16 protein-coding genes are annotated in these 15,238 nt (G+C 60.4%); 11 read left to right on the top strand and 5 right to left on the bottom strand.

All coding sequences use genetic code 11. The annotated features are described in order from the left end of the window. Positions 1-1,959, bottom strand: a complete 1,959-nt coding sequence (locus AC5P5R_RS04100) for a cytochrome c/FTR1 family iron permease (RefSeq protein ID WP_043033508.1) — start codon at positions 1,957-1,959, stop codon at positions 1-3. Between the two features lie 90 nt (positions 1,960-2,049). On the opposite strand from AC5P5R_RS04100, the gene AC5P5R_RS04095 reads away from it, so the two are divergent. Genes AC5P5R_RS04095 through AC5P5R_RS04085 form a run of 3 tightly spaced genes read left to right on the top strand, consistent with a single transcriptional unit; the run spans position 2,050 to position 6,749 of the window. Further along, positions 2,050-2,463, top strand: coding sequence for a MerR family transcriptional regulator (locus AC5P5R_RS04095; RefSeq protein WP_012480230.1), 414 nt, complete (start codon positions 2,050-2,052; stop codon positions 2,461-2,463). Beyond that, a complete protein-coding gene (locus AC5P5R_RS04090; protein WP_005413373.1) occupies positions 2,460-3,731 on the top strand; it encodes a site-specific integrase in 1,272 nt (423 codons plus the stop codon). Before AC5P5R_RS04095 ends, AC5P5R_RS04090 begins: the two co-directional genes overlap by 4 nt. Positions 3,732-3,755: 24 nt before the next feature. Further along, positions 3,756-6,749 (top strand): Tn3 family transposase, encoded by a 2,994-nt coding sequence (locus AC5P5R_RS04085; RefSeq protein WP_043033507.1) that lies wholly within the window; start codon positions 3,756-3,758, stop codon positions 6,747-6,749. Between the two features lie 43 nt (positions 6,750-6,792). On the opposite strand, the gene AC5P5R_RS04080 is transcribed toward AC5P5R_RS04085, so the two are convergent. Then, positions 6,793-7,071, bottom strand: a complete 279-nt coding sequence (locus AC5P5R_RS04080; protein WP_033835997.1) for a hypothetical protein — start codon at positions 7,069-7,071, stop codon at positions 6,793-6,795. 94 nt (positions 7,072-7,165) lie between these two features. On the opposite strand from AC5P5R_RS04080, the gene AC5P5R_RS04075 reads away from it, so the two are divergent. Both AC5P5R_RS04075 and AC5P5R_RS04070 read left to right on the top strand, forming a co-directional pair. Beyond that, positions 7,166-7,411: a helix-turn-helix domain-containing protein gene (locus AC5P5R_RS04075; RefSeq protein ID WP_043033505.1), complete on the top strand. Its 246-nt coding sequence runs from the start codon at positions 7,166-7,168 to the stop codon at positions 7,409-7,411. A 470-nt stretch (positions 7,412-7,881) separates the two neighbouring features. Beyond that, positions 7,882-8,256: a helix-turn-helix domain-containing protein gene (locus tag AC5P5R_RS04070; protein WP_080334755.1), complete on the top strand. Its 375-nt coding sequence runs from the start codon at positions 7,882-7,884 to the stop codon at positions 8,254-8,256. A 123-nt stretch (positions 8,257-8,379) separates the two neighbouring features. Here the strand turns inward: AC5P5R_RS04070 and AC5P5R_RS04065 are convergent, their stop codons facing one another. Further along, on the bottom strand, positions 8,380-9,288 hold the full coding sequence (locus AC5P5R_RS04065) for a DMT family transporter (RefSeq protein ID WP_043033504.1): 909 nt from the start codon (positions 9,286-9,288) through the stop codon (positions 8,380-8,382). Positions 9,289-9,385: 97 nt separating this feature from the next. On the opposite strand from AC5P5R_RS04065, the gene AC5P5R_RS04060 reads away from it, so the two are divergent. Then, positions 9,386-10,189, top strand: coding sequence for an AraC family transcriptional regulator (locus AC5P5R_RS04060; protein WP_043033503.1), 804 nt, complete (start codon positions 9,386-9,388; stop codon positions 10,187-10,189). Here the strand turns inward: AC5P5R_RS04060 and AC5P5R_RS04055 are convergent. Then, the gene (locus AC5P5R_RS04055) at positions 10,149-11,057 is read right to left on the bottom strand and encodes a LysR family transcriptional regulator (protein WP_033835999.1); all 909 of its coding nucleotides are present in this window, start codon (positions 11,055-11,057) and stop codon (positions 10,149-10,151) included. The genes AC5P5R_RS04060 and AC5P5R_RS04055 overlap by 41 nt on opposite strands. A gap of 93 nt (positions 11,058-11,150) precedes the next feature. Between AC5P5R_RS04055 and AC5P5R_RS04050 the strand changes: the two genes are divergently transcribed. The 3 genes from AC5P5R_RS04050 to AC5P5R_RS04040 all read left to right on the top strand — a co-directional run bounded on the left by AC5P5R_RS04050 (position 11,151) and on the right by AC5P5R_RS04040 (position 13,536). Continuing rightward, entirely contained in the window at positions 11,151-11,660 is a 510-nt protein-coding gene (locus tag AC5P5R_RS04050) for a lactoylglutathione lyase family protein (RefSeq protein WP_033836000.1), read from the top strand. Positions 11,661-11,837: 177 nt separating this feature from the next. After that, positions 11,838-12,365: an SRPBCC family protein gene (locus AC5P5R_RS04045; RefSeq protein ID WP_223224789.1), complete on the top strand. Its 528-nt coding sequence runs from the start codon at positions 11,838-11,840 to the stop codon at positions 12,363-12,365. Positions 12,366-12,417: 52 nt separating this feature from the next. After that, positions 12,418-13,536 (top strand): NADH:flavin oxidoreductase/NADH oxidase, encoded by a 1,119-nt coding sequence (locus AC5P5R_RS04040; RefSeq protein ID WP_049402762.1) that lies wholly within the window; start codon positions 12,418-12,420, stop codon positions 13,534-13,536. A 215-nt stretch (positions 13,537-13,751) separates the two neighbouring features. On the opposite strand, the gene AC5P5R_RS04035 is transcribed toward AC5P5R_RS04040, so the two are convergent. Then, entirely contained in the window at positions 13,752-14,105 is a 354-nt protein-coding gene (locus AC5P5R_RS04035; protein ID WP_043033501.1) for a hypothetical protein, read from the bottom strand. A gap of 26 nt (positions 14,106-14,131) precedes the next feature. Here AC5P5R_RS04035 and AC5P5R_RS04030 point away from each other — a divergent pair, with 26 nt between their 5' ends. Together AC5P5R_RS04030 and AC5P5R_RS04025 are read left to right on the top strand one after the other, a co-directional pair. After that, complete coding sequence (locus AC5P5R_RS04030) at positions 14,132-14,467, top strand: hypothetical protein (RefSeq protein WP_043033500.1); 336 nt, start codon at positions 14,132-14,134, stop codon at positions 14,465-14,467. A gap of 5 nt (positions 14,468-14,472) precedes the next feature. Beyond that, a complete protein-coding gene (locus AC5P5R_RS04025) occupies positions 14,473-15,096 on the top strand; it encodes a TetR/AcrR family transcriptional regulator (protein ID WP_043033616.1) in 624 nt (207 codons plus the stop codon). The last annotated feature ends 142 nt before the right edge of the window (positions 15,097-15,238 follow it).

Below are 15,238 nucleotides of genomic sequence, written 5' to 3'. Positions count from 1 at the left end.
TCATTGCTTGTTTGCGCCTGGCTGTCTACGCACACCGGAACGGGCATTGGCGAGGAACCCCACGATGGCGGCGGTGCCTACCAATACCTGCGCCAGCAGCGACTGCCAGGTGGGATACAGGCCGATCCACTCGATGCGCGGCAACGCGAGCGGTGTTTGAGAGATCCAGCCCGCTTCCTGCAACGCGGCCACGCCTTTACCGATCAGGATGACCGCCATCACCGCGATGAGAATCGAGCTGATCGAAAAGAACCGGCCAATCGGCAGCCGCCTGCTCATGCGCAGCATCCAGTACGCCACCGCAGCCAACACCGCGATTCCCGCCGCCAGGCCTGCGAGGATGGCGGTGGACGCCTGATCGCTCCACATCGCGATGTAGAACAAGATCGTCTCAAACACCTCGCGGTACACCGCGACAAAGGCCAGCATGAACAGGAAAACAGCCGAGCGCCGTGTCAGCGCAGTCGTCAGCTTGGCGTGCAGGTACTCCTGCCACCGCCCTGCAAGGCTCTTTTGGTGCATCCAGATGCCTACGCTGAGCAGGACAGCGGCAGCGAACAAGGCCGAGACGCCCTCAGTGACTTCCCGGTTCGCACCGCTGATATCAACAAAGTAAGTGGCCACCGCCCAGGTAGCTGCGCCTGCCAACAACGCGCAGATCCAACCCGCATGCACATACGGCAACACATCAGACCGCTCGGCTTTACGCAAGAACGCCACGATACCAATCACGATCAGCAGCGCTTCCAGTCCTTCGCGTACCAAGATGGTAAAGCTGCCTAGAAACGCGGTGCTGGCGCCTATTCGGGTGTCCTGCAGCGCCACGTCCGCGCGATCAAACAGCTGGGCAATTTGCGCTGCCTGCCCGGCAACGTCAGCCGCGGGCGCATGCTGATCCAGCTGCGCGCGGTAGCCTGCCATGGCCGTCTCGATCTCTCGCAGCAATGACGGATTGCGCGTGGCCAGCGTGGGTTCAAGCGGCTCTACACCATCCAGATAGGACGAGAGCGCAAGCTTTTTGGCTTGAGCCAGGTCCTCATCAGCGTAAGCGCGCTGGCTGGCGGCCAGTCGCTGCCGCGCCACCGCAAAGCGATCGGCTCCTGGTACCGCTTCGTTTACTACCTGTGGCTGCGAACGCAGGTAGGCGATGATCGCGTTTGCCTGATCGGCGGGCATCGTGGTGGCAAGATCGGCCTCTCGCGTGCGTGTCAGCGCTTCGAGCGAGGGAATGTGCGTATGGGCCTCGGCACTGGTGCGCCATAACGCCTCACCTTGAGCCTTGGCTTGCGAGGAGTACCCCAAGCTGCCCACATAGAATGCCAACGCCCAGCGATCACTTTCTGACAGCCCAGAGAAGCTGACCATGCCGGTACCCGGCACACCCTGGGAAATGACCTCGTACAACGACAGCGGCGTTCGCTGCGCGGCGCGAGTGGCATCGGTGAACGCGATCGGCGGCGGACTTAACGCTTGCGCGGCGGGGCCATCACCGTGACCTGTGGGGCCGTGACAGGCCGCGCACTGCTGGCTGTAGATGGACGCGGCCTGGGAGGTCTTCGGCGCGCTCGCCGGAACAGCGCCGATCGGGTAGCGGGCCAACAGCGTCGTGCCGAGCCCGCGCGCCAACGTTGCCACTTGCGCCGGGTCGGCCTTCTCTGCCACCGCCTGGACCAGGCGGTCGGCCTGGGCCGTCAGCTCCTGCTGGTTCTGGCCACTGGGCAATGCTGCCAGCTGACTGCGCACGGCGCCGGCAAACTCGCTCATTTCGGCGTATTCGTTGGGGGCAATTACGCGACCGGCCTGGACCGCGCCGGGGTAGTCGACCGCGATGTAATCGAGCATCTGCCAGGTTTGGCGCAGGTCTGCTGCGGCAGGCTCCGCCTGAGCAGAAGCGGGCAGAACCCAGCCGATCAGCAAGGCAATCAGGCAGTAGCGAATCAAGGCGATGGGCAGTGGCATGGTCGTCACATGCAGCGCCGCGGCCGGAGTGGCGGCGGATACGGGTTCAGCGTAAAGTCCGTAGCTACTACGGAGTCAAGCGTACTACGAATGAAAATCAGTGAGGCTGCCGACGCCAGCGGATGCCACTTGGAGACGATTCGCTATTACGAGCGGATCGGGTTGCTGCCGCGCCCGGGGCGCACGGGCAACGGCTACCGGGTCTATGGCCCGGCCGACATCGAGCGGCTGCGCTTCATTGCGCGTGGCCGGGACCTGGGCTTCAGCCTGGAGGAGGTCCGCAGCCTGCTGCAGCTGGCCGGCGATGAGGAGCTTTCGTGCGGGGACGTGGACCGGTTGGCCCGCAGCCATCTGGCCGACGTGCGCGCCCGCATGGCCGACCTGCAGCGCATGGCCAGCGAGCTGGAACGGGTGATTGCCAGTTGCCATGGCGGGCAGCGGGCGGAATGCACCATCCTGTCGACGCTGCGCCAGACGACCTCGGTGGAGGCCACGCGCCAGTGACCGAACTGGACCGCTACCTCGATGCGGCCACGCGCCAGAACACGGTGCGCAGCTATGCGTCGGCGCTGCGGCACTTCGAGGTTGAATGGCAAGGCCACCTCCCAGCGACACCTGACAGCGTGGCCCGGTACCTGGCCGCTTATGCGCAGACCTTGGCGACCAGCACCCTCCGCCAACGTCTGGCGGCCATCGCCTCTTGGCACCGCGACCACGGCTTTGTCGACCCGACCCGATCGCCGCTGGTGCGCAAGGTGCTCAAAGGCATCCAGACCCTGCACCCGGGCCAGGTCAAGCAAGCCGCGCCGCTCCAGATTCGGCGGCTGGTCGAGCTCGATGACTGGCTGGCCGCGGCGATCGCTGCGGCACATGCCCGGGGCGATGGGCCGGCGGCGCTGCGCCATCAACGAGACCGAGCGCTGGTGCTGCTCGGGTTCTGGCGGGGATTCCGTGGCGATGAACTGCTGCGTCTGGACGTGGCCCATCTCACGCTGGTGCCGGGACAGGGGATGACCTGCTTCTTGCCACGCAGCAAGGGTGATCGCCAAGCAGCCGGCGTCACCTACAAGGTGCCGGCGCTGTCGCGGTTATGTCCGGTGGAGGCGACCCAGGCGTGGCTGCAGGCGGCCGACCTGCAAGAAGGGCCGGTGTTTCGGGCAGTCAACCAATGGGGCCAGGTGAGCGCCGAAGGCCTGCATCCCAACAGCTTGGTGCGCCTGCTGCGCGAGTTGCTGACCAGTGCAGGCTTTGCCGATGCGGGGCTCCACAGCAGCCATTCGTTGCGCCGCGGCTTTGCCAGCTGGGCCAACGACCAAGGCTGGGACATGAAGGCCTTGATGGAGTACGTGGGCTGGCGCGATGTGCAGTCGGCCATGCGTTACCTGGACGGGCGTGACCCGTTTGCCCGGGACCGCATTGAAGCAAGCCTGCCCAGTCCAACCGTGCCGGTACCGGCGATGGCACTGCCGGCGCCGGAGGGCAAATCGGCCCTGCAGCTGCGCCTGCGCATGGTGCTGACCCCGTTTGCCCGCACGGGCCGCGGCGCGGCCAAGGCCCGAGGCCGAATTGAAGAGATCTGCTTGGCCCCGTTCCAGGCTGTGCGCCTGAACACCGCCAGCAGCGAGTACCAGTTGACTGCTCCCACCGATCCCGAAAGGGATCTGGATGAAATCCTGGCCACGTTGCTCGATGACATGCACCGCATGGCCGATACGCACCAGTGCTTCCTGGAAGCGTCGCTCAGTACAGACGACGGCCGGCACTGGGACTGATCCCCCTCACACCCTCCGGATCCAATGGCTACCCTTCACGAGACCGCCTACCCGCGACTGAAGCCTGATCCCACCGCCAAGGAACTGGAGGAGATCTATACCCCGACCGCCGCTGAGATTGCATTCGCCAAGCAGCTGACCACCCAGCCGGGTCCGCAGCTGGCGGTACTGATTCATCTCAAGCTCTTCCAACGCTTGGGCTACTTCACGCTGTTGGCCGACGTACCCGAGCGGATCCGGAAGCACATCGCCAAGGCCGCCCGACTCGGGCGCGTATTGGACACCGACCAGCTCGAACGCTACGACGCTTCCGGCAGCCAGCGCCGGCATATGCCGCAGCTTCGGCAATTCATCGGGGTACGTCCCCTGGATAAATCGGGCTTGGCTTGGCTGGACACAGTGGCCACCGGAGCAGCCCAGACCAAGCACACCATCCCGGACATCGTGAACGTCCTGCTCGAAGAGCTGGTGCACCATCGCTACGAACTGCCCGGTTTCCGCACTCTGGAGCTGGCCGCCATCGGCGCCCGTGAGCGGGTCAATCTGGGCTACTACCGCAGCATCAGCCACGCGCTGACGCCTGCCACGCGCACGCTCATCGACGAACTGCTGCGCGCACCGGAAGGGTCCAGGTTCACCGGCTGGCAATCACTCAAGCGCGAGCCCGGCCGGCCCACCAACAAGGAAGTTCGGTTCTACCTGCAGCACATCCGCATGCTGCAGCAGTTGGCCGACCAGCTGCCTCCCATCGATGTGCCGGTGCCCAAGCTCAAGCAGTTCCGTGCAATGGCTCGGGCCTATGACGCCAGCGAGCTGGCCGAACTGGCTCCGGACAAGCGCTATGCGCTGGCCACCATCTTCATTCGCGCCCAGCATGCCAAGACACTGGATGATGCAGCCGAGTTGTTCATCAAGCAGGTGCGCGGGCTGGAGAACACGGCCCAGCAGAAATTGCTGGCCTACCAGCTCGAACATGCCAAACGGGCCGACTTCCTCATCGGCCAGCTCAAGGAAATCCTGCAGGCCTATCAGCTAGACGGCAGCGATAGTCAGCGCGTGGATGCCATCGACAACAGCCTGGAAGCGGAAGTGTCGACCTTGCTGGCCGAATGCGAAGAACATATGGCCTACGCCGGGAAGAACTACCTGCCTTTCATGCTGCAGCCCTATGGCGCGGTCAGGCCGCTGCTGTTCAATGGGCTGGAGCTGATGAAACTTCGGGCGACCAGCCACGACGCCGGCATGGAGCCGCTGATCGCAGCGGTGCTCTCGCTGCGCAACCAGCGCCGTGAGCTGATCGAGGTCGCCTCCCTCGGTTTGGACCCGGAAAAGGACTTTGACTGGATGTCCAAGCTCTGGTGTCAGCACGTGTTCGGCAAGCGGGCCAGTGCAGCCGGCGCCGGCTGGATGCACCGTAAGTACTTCGAGCTGGCCGTGCTGGTGCAGGTCAAGGACGAACTGAAGTCCGGAGATCTCTTCATTCCCAGCAGCGAACGGTTTGATGACTACCGTGAGCAGCTGGTCGATGAAGCCACCTTGGCCCAGGAACTGGAAGCCTACGGCCAGGTGTCAGGCCTGCCCACCGACGCCGAGTCTTTCGTGGCGGGATTACGTGCACAACTGACCTCCCTGGCCGATGAGGTCGACGCGCGTTTCCCGGAGAACGTACATGCGGACATCCTGGATGGGCGCCTGGTGCTGCGGAAGGGGCAACGCGCCGAAGTCTCCAGCGCGATTACCACGGTGGATCGCCTCATCGCCGAACGGCTTCCAGAATCCAGCATCGTCGATGTCCTGATCGATGCCAGCCAATGGCTGGATCTGCACCGTTTCTTCCGCCCGATCGCCGGCACCGAGAGCCAGGTCGAAGATCTGCCCCGACGTGTGATCACCACGCTATTCTGCTATGGCTGCAACCTGGGGCCGACGCAGACGGCGCGGTCGATCAAGGGCTTCAGCCGGCGCCAAGTCGCTTGGCTCAACCTGAAATACGTGACCGAGGATGTGCTTGAGAAGGCCATCGTGGAGGTCATCAATACCTACAACAGATTCGACCTGCCTGGCTATTGGGGCAGCGGCAAGAGCGCATCAGCTGATGGCACGAAGTGGAGCGTCTACGAGGACAACCTGCTGTCGGAGTATCACATCCGCTACGGCGGCTACGGTGGCATCGGCTACTGCCACGTGTCCGACAAATACGTAGCGCCGTTCAGCCACTTCATTCCCTGTGGCGTGCACGAGGGCATCTACATCCTCGACGGTCTGTTGGCCAACACTTCCGACATCCAGCCTGAGATCGTCCATGGCGACACGCAGGCCCAAAGCTATCCGGTCTTCGGCCTGGCCCACATGCTGGGCATCCAGCTGATGCCCCGGATCCGGAACATCAAGGACCTGACATTCTTTCGGCCCGAACCGGGTAGGGCTTATAAGAACATCCAGGCACTGTTCGGGGACAGCATCGACTGGCAACTGATCGCCACCCATCTCCACGACATGCTGCGGGTGGTGATCTCAATCCGATTGGGCAAGATCACCGCGTCCTCGATCCTGCGCCGGCTGGGCACCTACAGCCGGAAGAACAAGCTGTACTTCGCCTTCCGGGAACTTGGCAAGGCCGTTCGAACGCTGTTCTTGCTGCGCTACATTGATGACAATGAGATCCGCAAAACGATCCATGCTGCCACCAACAAGAGCGAGGAATACAACGGCTTCGTGAAATGGGTGTTCTTTGGCAGCCAGGGGATCATTGCTGAGAACGTCCAACACGAGCAGCGCAAGATCATCAAGTACAGCCAGCTGGTGGCCAACATGATCATCCTCCACAACGTGGAAGGCATGAGCCGGACCTTGGCCGAGATGAGGAAGGAGGGGATTGAACTGACGCCCGAGATCCTGGCCGGCCTGTCGCCTTATCGGACCAGCCACATCAATCGCTTCGGCGACTACCACCTGGATCTTGAAAGGGAAGTGGCGCCGCTGAGCTACACAGCCAAGGTGCTTGAACAGACCCCATAGATGGGGAGAACCTGATCGAGAGACGAGCAATCAACTTTGAAATTCAGTCGCTTAGGCAGCTTTTGGCCCTGTACGTAATGATTCCCTGCCGACCCTCTTCAAGGTTCATCCCAGCGACTGCCCAGTTGAAGGCCGCTCTTTCGTGGGCATTGAGTTCCGCGTCGATAGCGTCAATTGACTGCCGGTATTGCTGCTGGGTTCCATTCGTAACCATCTTCTTGTCTGTCGGACCGCTGCAGGCAGCTAGCAGTGCTGATGCTGCCAGGATCAGTGTTGCTCTGCTTCTGGCCGCGGTGATGAAGCGGTATGGCTGTTCGCTCATGCGTCCCCCTGTCAATGAAGAAGACAGAATATCTGGTTTTTAGATATCGGAGAACTGGATATAGCTTTCTAGGCCGCTCAGCCAAGGCGCGGTCGTGTCGAAGTCCATCCATCGAAAAGAGTACGCTGCCCTCATTGAGGCTGTTCGCGAGGCGCGGCTAGCTGCCGGTCTGACCCAGGCCCAGGTGTCCAGCATGCTGGGCCGCAGCCAGTCATTCATCAGCGACGTCGAAACAGGCAAGAGAAGGGTTGATGTGGTGGAGCTGAGAGATATCGCCCGCCTGACAGGCCTTTCGCTGGGCAAGTTGATCACAAACTTTGAGAAGCGAATCAAAGACTAAAGCCCCTTAGGGTGTAGCGGTAGGTTCGCGCTTCTTGCCGGCCGGTCGGGACCAGGCGCACACGCCAGTGACAGACGGCCAACCGGATGGAAGGGGCACGCCCTGCCGGAAATCCGTGACGTAGATCGGCCTCGGCGTGCCGGGTCGAAACTTTAGGCTGTTTTGTGGAACCGTGGGGTCTGAACCCTCGTGTAGATCCGGGTGAAGCGACGTCTTTACAGTTGTTGATGTGAAGACATTTCTCCGGCCCACTCCACAGCAGCTCCACAGGTCGCTAAAGCGAACCCCTAAATGCCTCCGATGGGCTTGTCGCGGGGCCTATACCCTTTCGGCGCGACTGTCTGACGTGGAGGATTGCGCCCTACACAAGCTTCGAGACGCAAAGGCTATCGCTTGGCGGCGGCAGCGCAAGATGCGCAGCTGGGCCGCGAAGCATCCCCGGTTCCTACTGTTAGCCTTTCCGCTTTGGGGTGATCCCCGGTCATTCGCTGAGTTACCGGAACAGAAGCTTTGGCCGCGCATTCTTGGCGTTTTCGCGCTTGTTAGCCCCCATCATCGATGCGCTACAAGCCGATCCAGGAAGTGGCCAGTCACTAGTTCAATGGGCAGAAGTTGCTGGCGTATCCTCTCGGACTCCTGCAAGACGCTGGGTTGCCGCTACTGGCCTGGGATGTTGTGAGTGGCGCCAGAGGCTGAAGCTTGCTGCGTCCCTCCCTCTCCTCCAGAGCGACTGCAAAGTTGGTGATGTTGCCAAGCGGCTGGGCTATAGCGGCCCCTCCCCTTTTATTGCAATGTTTCGCCGACTAACCGGCATGTGCCCAACTCAGCTGAAGAGCGCTGTCTAGATGCAACTTCACCTTGAGGAGAGGGCCCTTTGAACCTGGCTAGCCGAAGAAGCGTTCCCCGAACAAGGAGAACGGGCCTCAAGCGGCCCGTTTTCATTTGAACTGCAGCTATGCAATTGTCTTTCAGCGCTTGGTCGAGGTGTCATCCACGACCATGACCTCGTCAGGCTTCTTGCGAGCTGCGTACTCCGCCAGTACCACACCAAATACTGCCATCAAACCGCCACCCACGACCCAGGTGCTCAGAGACTCTTTGAGGACCACCACCGCAAGCAATGCAGTGACGATCGGGACGAGATTGAAGAACCCGGCCACGCGAGCAGAGCCCAGCCGATGCAGGCCGGTCATCCATGCCAACGGTGCCATGATCGAAGCGCCGATTGCTGCGAATGCAATGCAGCCGATGGCTGCGCCACCCTGGACGCCAGTGCCTGCGACAAGGAAAAGAGGTAGCAGCAGGATCGTTGCAGACATGGCTTGAAGAAACAGGGATTCGATCAGCGTTACGGGAATGCGCCACTTGTGCATCAGCAAATTGTAGGTGGCAAAAGCCAAAGCGCCCAGCAGCATCAGGGCGTCACCTTTGTTGATTCCATGGGAAACCAAGGCTTCAAAGTCACCATGGGACACTACCGCTATCACCCCAACCAAGGAGATGATCGAACCAATCACTGCGCCACCGCGGACTGCGTGACCCATGAAGATGCGCGACAAGGCAAGAGCGATCAACGGGATGAGTGCCTGGATAACGCCCATGTTGGTCGCAGAAGTGAAATGTGCGGCGTAGTACGCCAGGCATTGGAACATGACACCGCCCAAAGCACCGAGCACGAGGAAGCGTGCCCAATTGGCTTTCAGGACCGCTAGGTTCGACTTCAGGCGCGGCAGGGCGAATGGGAGCAAGATGATGGCCGCAGCAAGCCATCGCCAGAAGCTAATATCGACCGGGCCGACGGTCCCTGCAGCGAGCTTTGTAACGATGGTGTTGGCGCCCCAGAGAAGGCAGGCCAGGAGGGGGAGCAGGTAGTACATGGCATCCTCAGATACTGGATATCAACAGCCAGTAGCGTAGACTTGGCGGAATTTCGTTACATCCATAATTTGCGCCAATCTTCATCTTGAATGCGACATGGCAATGGACCCCGTCCCCTCGTTCAGCTCCATCCCTGGAGACATCTACGTTCGGCAAGGGACTTTGCCTCCCTCCGACTGGGATGCTCGTGTGCATCCGTGGGGGCAGTTCAACTATGTTGCGCAGGGTGTCATGGAGTTACAGGTAGGCGAGGACTGGATGGTGTCCCCTACCCACTATGCGATATGGATTCCGCCTGGTGTTCACCACTCATCCCGAAACCGTGGTGCGGTTGCTTATCGATCCGCATACCTTTCGGTCGGCGCGTCGGCGCAGATGCCCAGCATTCCGACTGCGTTAGCGGTTAGCTCGTTGCTTAGGGAGATCTTGGACGAACTGGCCCGTCGTGACATCGGCGAGGCCGTTAAGCCAGAAGACCGGCGACTCTCCGCGGTCGCCCTTGACCTGATTCTGGCCGCGCCGGTGATGTCGAGCTTCCTGCCGCTGGCCAGCGGTGACGTGCTAAAGCGGATTCTGAGCTATGCCGAGACCTCCCTTCAGGACTCTCCGTCGGCACTTGAGGTCGCAGAGCGCCACCACATTAGTGTTCGATCACTTGAGCGCTTGGCAAAGCGCGAGCTAGGGATGGGGTTCGGAGAGTGGCGCAGTCGGCTTCGTTTTCTGAGGGCAATTGATGCCTTGGGTTCAGACCGATCAATTACGCAGATTGCAGACGATCTGGGCTATGCAAACTCAACGTCTTTCAGTGAGATGTTCAAGCGACACTCTGGCCGGACCCCAGACCAGTATAGAAGGGGCCTCAGTCCGCTCCAGCGAGAGGTGGAGCCCTCCTCCCGCTGAATCGAGGCAGGCCTCGAAGCTGTTGGGTCAACCATTTAGCTGGCCCAGACAGTGGCCATTCGGATCGATGGATCATCCAGAGGGTGTCAACCACCGGAGATCCACAGTCAACCACCTCAATTGCGTCTTGCCGAGCGAAGGATTCACGGGCGTGTCGCGGAATGACAGTGAATCCCAGCCCGAGCGATACCGGCTCAAGGATGAGCGCAACCTGATTGGTGAAGCCGTGTATAGGAAGCGCGCGTACGCCTGGATTTCCTGGGAACTTGCGGGCGAGAAGGCGGGTGGCCATAGCCTGGCCATCTGGATGATCAACGAAACCCAACTTTTGAAGATCCGCCCAGCTGTCCGCGCAGGCACCTCTCGGAACTACCAGCTCAAGCGCCTCCTCGGTGAAGGGCTCAGCCCGCAGCCGAGGGTCATCCGGCCGAAGTGCAAGTAGACCCACCTCGTACTTCTTCTCCAGTACCGCCGATAGGATTTCTGGGTCCGGCGAGAAGCGATGACGAATGATCAAGCCGGGATGGGTGCGCTGGAAGTCCAGCAACACCGGGTAAAGAGCAAGGCCAACACTCCCGGGGGTTATCAGCGCAAACTCCCCCTGATCGCTGTCCGCGCTCGCGAGCTTGGCTTGAAGCCGGCGATCGGCCGAATCCATCTCTTGGCAGTACTGCAATAGAGCCATTCCCGCCGGCGTCAGCTCAATAAATCGTGGTCTGCGCAGAAACAGGGCACCCAGCTGTTGCTCAAGATGACGTACATGCTGACTGACCGCAGCCTGGGTGAGCTGCAGCTGGCCTGCGGCCCTGGTAAAGCTCCCGACCTCTGCGATAGCCCGAAAGGATCGGAGCCAATGCTCATTCAGCATAAGAATATTTTATCAATCTGATAAAAATGGATCAGATCATGGTTGAGTTGCAGGGTCTAATCTTGCGGCTACCCCTCTCTTCAGTGGTGTGCCGTGCCTGCCCTACCCCCTCCCTACCCTCGCGCCTTCTCCCACATCGGCCTGTCTGTTACCGATCTCGATGCCGCGGTTTCCTTCTATACAGAAGTCTTGGGCTGGTACCTCGTCATGCCGCCGACCAGGATTGCTGAAGACGAAAGCGCAATTGGCGTGATGTGCACGGATGTGTTTGGGCCTGGATGGGGCAGCTTCCGCATTGCACATCTATCCACTGGTGACCGGGTTGGAGTCGAAATCTTCCAGTTCAATAACGCCGAGCGTCCCGCGAACAACTTCGAGTACTGGAAGTCGGGCGTCTTCCACTTCTGTATTCAGGATCCGGACGTTGAAGGCCTGGCCGCTCGGATTGTGGCAGCTGGTGGAAAGCAGCGAATGCCGGTTCGAGAGTACTTCCCAGGGGAGAAGCCCTATCGGATGGTTTACATGGAGGATCCGCTGGGCAACATCCTGGAGATCTACAGCCACAGCTACGAGCTTACGTATTCAGCTGGCGCGTACGTCTAGCTCCACGCACACCCTCAGCCAGCTTTCGACTGCCAGGCAGTCCTCGCCAAACTGAGACACGACGGTACGGAGCAAGTGTCTCGGCTGTAGAAGTCAGAGGTCTGCAAGTTAGAAGCTGGCGAACGTAATTTTAACGATTCATCGGCGAGCCGCGCCGCTAGCCCTAAGGAGCATATGATGAAAATGAACGGCATTCGTTGGCCGGAAGGCTACCTTCCTGGTTACACCGAAAACTTTGTCTCGAATGAGCTGATCGTCCTCGGCCTTGCCGCAGCTGATGTTTGGCCGTTGCTTGAAGAGCCACGTCTGTGGCCGACCTACTACGGAAATTCAGCCAATGTGCGCTTCCACGATGGCGCCGGCCCTCTGTTGCGAAACGGGGATCGATTCTACTTTGAAACCTTTGGCTTCCCCGTGGAGGCTCAATGCGTCGAGCATGAGGCTCCTACCTCCGAGGGTCCGGGCCGGATCGCTTGGCATGGCTGGGCCGGTGAGCCCGGGTCTGCCGATCGACTTGACGTTCATCATGCGTGGATTGTCGAAGACCTTGATGGTGGCCGAGTGCGGATCCTCACGCAGGAGACGCAGAAGGGACAGCCTGCAGAAGCCCTGCGTCTGGCCAAGCCGAATCCAATGATCAATGGTCACCAGGATTGGCTGGACGGCCTGGTGGAAGCAGCTCGAGCCGCCAAGTCAACGTCCTAAGCCGGAGTAAATCCCCGTGCTTGCTCCTCTTGCTCTCCCCAAAGCCCCGTTTATGTCTGCCCTGTTTAGCCCATTCGAGCTCAAAGGTGTCACTCTTAAGAATCGTATCGCGGTGCCGCCCATGTGCCAGTACAGTGCGGAGGACGGCCGTATCAACGATTGGCATCTCAGCCACTATGCCGCGCTTGCGCGCGGAGGCGCTGGGCTCGTGATTGTCGAGGCTACCGCCGTGTCTCCGGAAGGACGCATCACCCCGGGATGTGCTGGCCTGTGGGGTGATGAGCAAATTCCAGGAATGGCAGCCATCGCTTCTGCCATCAAGCAAGGCGGTGCCGTAGCTGGCATCCAGATCGGCCACGCAGGGCGCAAGGCTAGTGCAAATCGGCCATGGCAAGGCGATGACCACATCGCAGCCGATGATCCCGCAGGATGGGCGATCCTTGGTCCCTCGCCGATCGCCTTTGGCGGCTCGCTCGATAGAGTTCCCAACGAGATGACGGTTGAGGACATTCATCGCGTTCAAGCGGATTTCGTCGCTGCAGCCAAGCGTGCGCTTGCTGCAGGATTTGAATGGCTGGAGCTTCACTTCGCTCATGGCTATCTGGCGCAGAGCTTCTTCAGCCCCGACAGCAACAAGCGGGAGGATCGCTACGGTGGCAGTGCGGAGAACAGAGCACGCTTCCTGCTGGAGACATTGGCGGCCGTCCGTAAGGTTTGGCCCGAGCATCTGCCGCTGACCGCGCGCTTTGGAGTTGTGGAGTACAACTCGCGCGATGGCCAAGCACTGGTCGACTCCATTGAGATTGGCAAAGAAATGCGAGAGTTGGGGCTTGATCTGCTCAACGTGAGCATTGGCTTCAGTGCTCTTGGTGGCCGCGTCCCATGGGGTACACAGGCGTTCCTGGCACCCCTTGCTGAGCGATTTGCTAATGAAACTGGGCTTCCGGTGGCCACAGGTTGGTGCATCGATGATCCACAGACTGCCGAGCGCGTTGTAGCGGACTGTCAGGTTGACCTAGTGATGATCGGGCGGGCCCACCTATCCAATCCGCACTATCCGTACCAAATGGCCATTGCGCTTGGCCAGGAGCTCCCAGCCAGCGTGCTACCCACGCCTTACAGCTATTGGCTGAGCAGATACAAAGGCCCGGGCAAGGCGTCGGCTCAATAGGAGCGAGCCAGCCCCCTCCTCCATCGAGCAATAGGGGCAAATGATCTGGCTCCCATCGAGAATCCCTAACGCCATTGCAAGCTGCTACCCCGCCTCAACACAGGCGGGGACAGGCACCATTAAAGTTGCTCCGCCTTGTCCGCCAGGGGTCACCGAAGCGGCTGCGTGAGCGAGACGGGATGGGAGGTCTGACTAGGCGCCGAAGAAGACTCGAGCTAGCGAGAGGCACTTGGCCGACGCTGCCTTGCCGGCATGCTCAAGCGCGAGCGCTCCGCCGCCGACAAGATGACCATCAGCACAAAGGGGTTGGCTACCTGAATCATGACTACGGACGTCTCTGAGATTGCACCTTGCAGCAGGAGAATCATCGGAATAGTGAGTAGGGCATGGAACAACACTCCCGCACCAACCAAAAGGGCTAGTGCTCGATAGCTCATACGACCCGCGCCAAAGGATGTGTAGATCATCCAAGCGCAGAGGGGGATGAAGATGATGATCGCAGTTAGCGTTCCCGCGCCGTAGCCGACCCCGAGAATCAGCGGGATCACGTGGAAGACAACGTTGATCATGATGATGCTGTAGATCGCATAGCCCCTTGAGCCAGGGCAAGGCTGGAAAGATTGAAGGCGGCGATCGCCTGCCCTGGGTGAAGACGCGTGGTGAGGACAACTACGCGATCTCAGAGCAAATCGGCTGGCAGGTCCATGTCTATGGACGAGCCAGTACTGAACTAAAGGGCTGGTGCGACAGCCGCGGCATGGCTCTTCGCGAGTTTACCTGGCACGAAGAACATGGCCGCGCTGGACGTCAGCAGGACGCTGTCTACGTTCTGCGGCCTGACACTTGGGTGGGATTGGCACAGCCAACGCAGTCCCTAGACGAGCTGCAGCGCTATTGGGATTCCCGCATGGGCAAGAGATTGAGCACGTGAGCGAGATGCAACCTAAGTGGAGTCGTCGCAAGGAGGCGCGGCCGCTCGAGATTGTAGACGCTGCGGTAGATGTTTTCCTTGAGAACGGCTTTGCTGCCGCAAAGCTCTCTGATATCGCGAAGCGCGCACGAGTCGCGAAGGGCACGATCTACCTCTACTTTGAAACCAAGGAAGAGCTGTTTCGAGCCGCAGCGCGCCAGTTGATCTCCACAAATCTGGAAGGCCTTGAGACGGCACAGGCGACCTTCGACGGGTCGATTGAGGAGCTAATCCCGACGCTCCTCCAGCGAGCGGTCTCATCAGGTGGCGATGCCCGCTTGTCTGCAGCATTGCGAATGGTGCTATCGGAGAGCCGAATGTTTCCTGAGCTTGCGAGGATCTGGCATGACGAAGTTGCATCTCGCATGATCCGGCTGGTGGCAAGCGCTGTCGAGCGGGCGCAGGCCAAGGGGACCGTCCGCGCCGGCGACTCAAATCTCATGGCCTTTTCAATCATGGCTCCGATCGTAATGGGTGTGCTGTTCCACGAGCTGTTCGGGACCTCGAGTCCGCATGCACCTGCGCTGGACAAACTTGCGTCCCAGCATGCTTCAATGATCCTTCATGGCATCACTGTGGATGCGATGTAAGCCGCCCTCACGGAGTTGTTAAGGGTTAGGCCACATCTATCCCTCCATGATTGAGATCAGTTGTCCTAGCCCTGCGACTTCGAGGGTGATCGTCTGCCGGCCAGAAGCAGATTCAGCGCGGCACAATCCTAGCCAGCGCATG

The organism is Stenotrophomonas sp. YJH_SMC_19 (assembly GCF_059367915.1).
The sequence above is the reverse complement of the archived record's forward strand: the minus strand, read 5'-3'. Positions and strand labels throughout refer to the sequence as shown.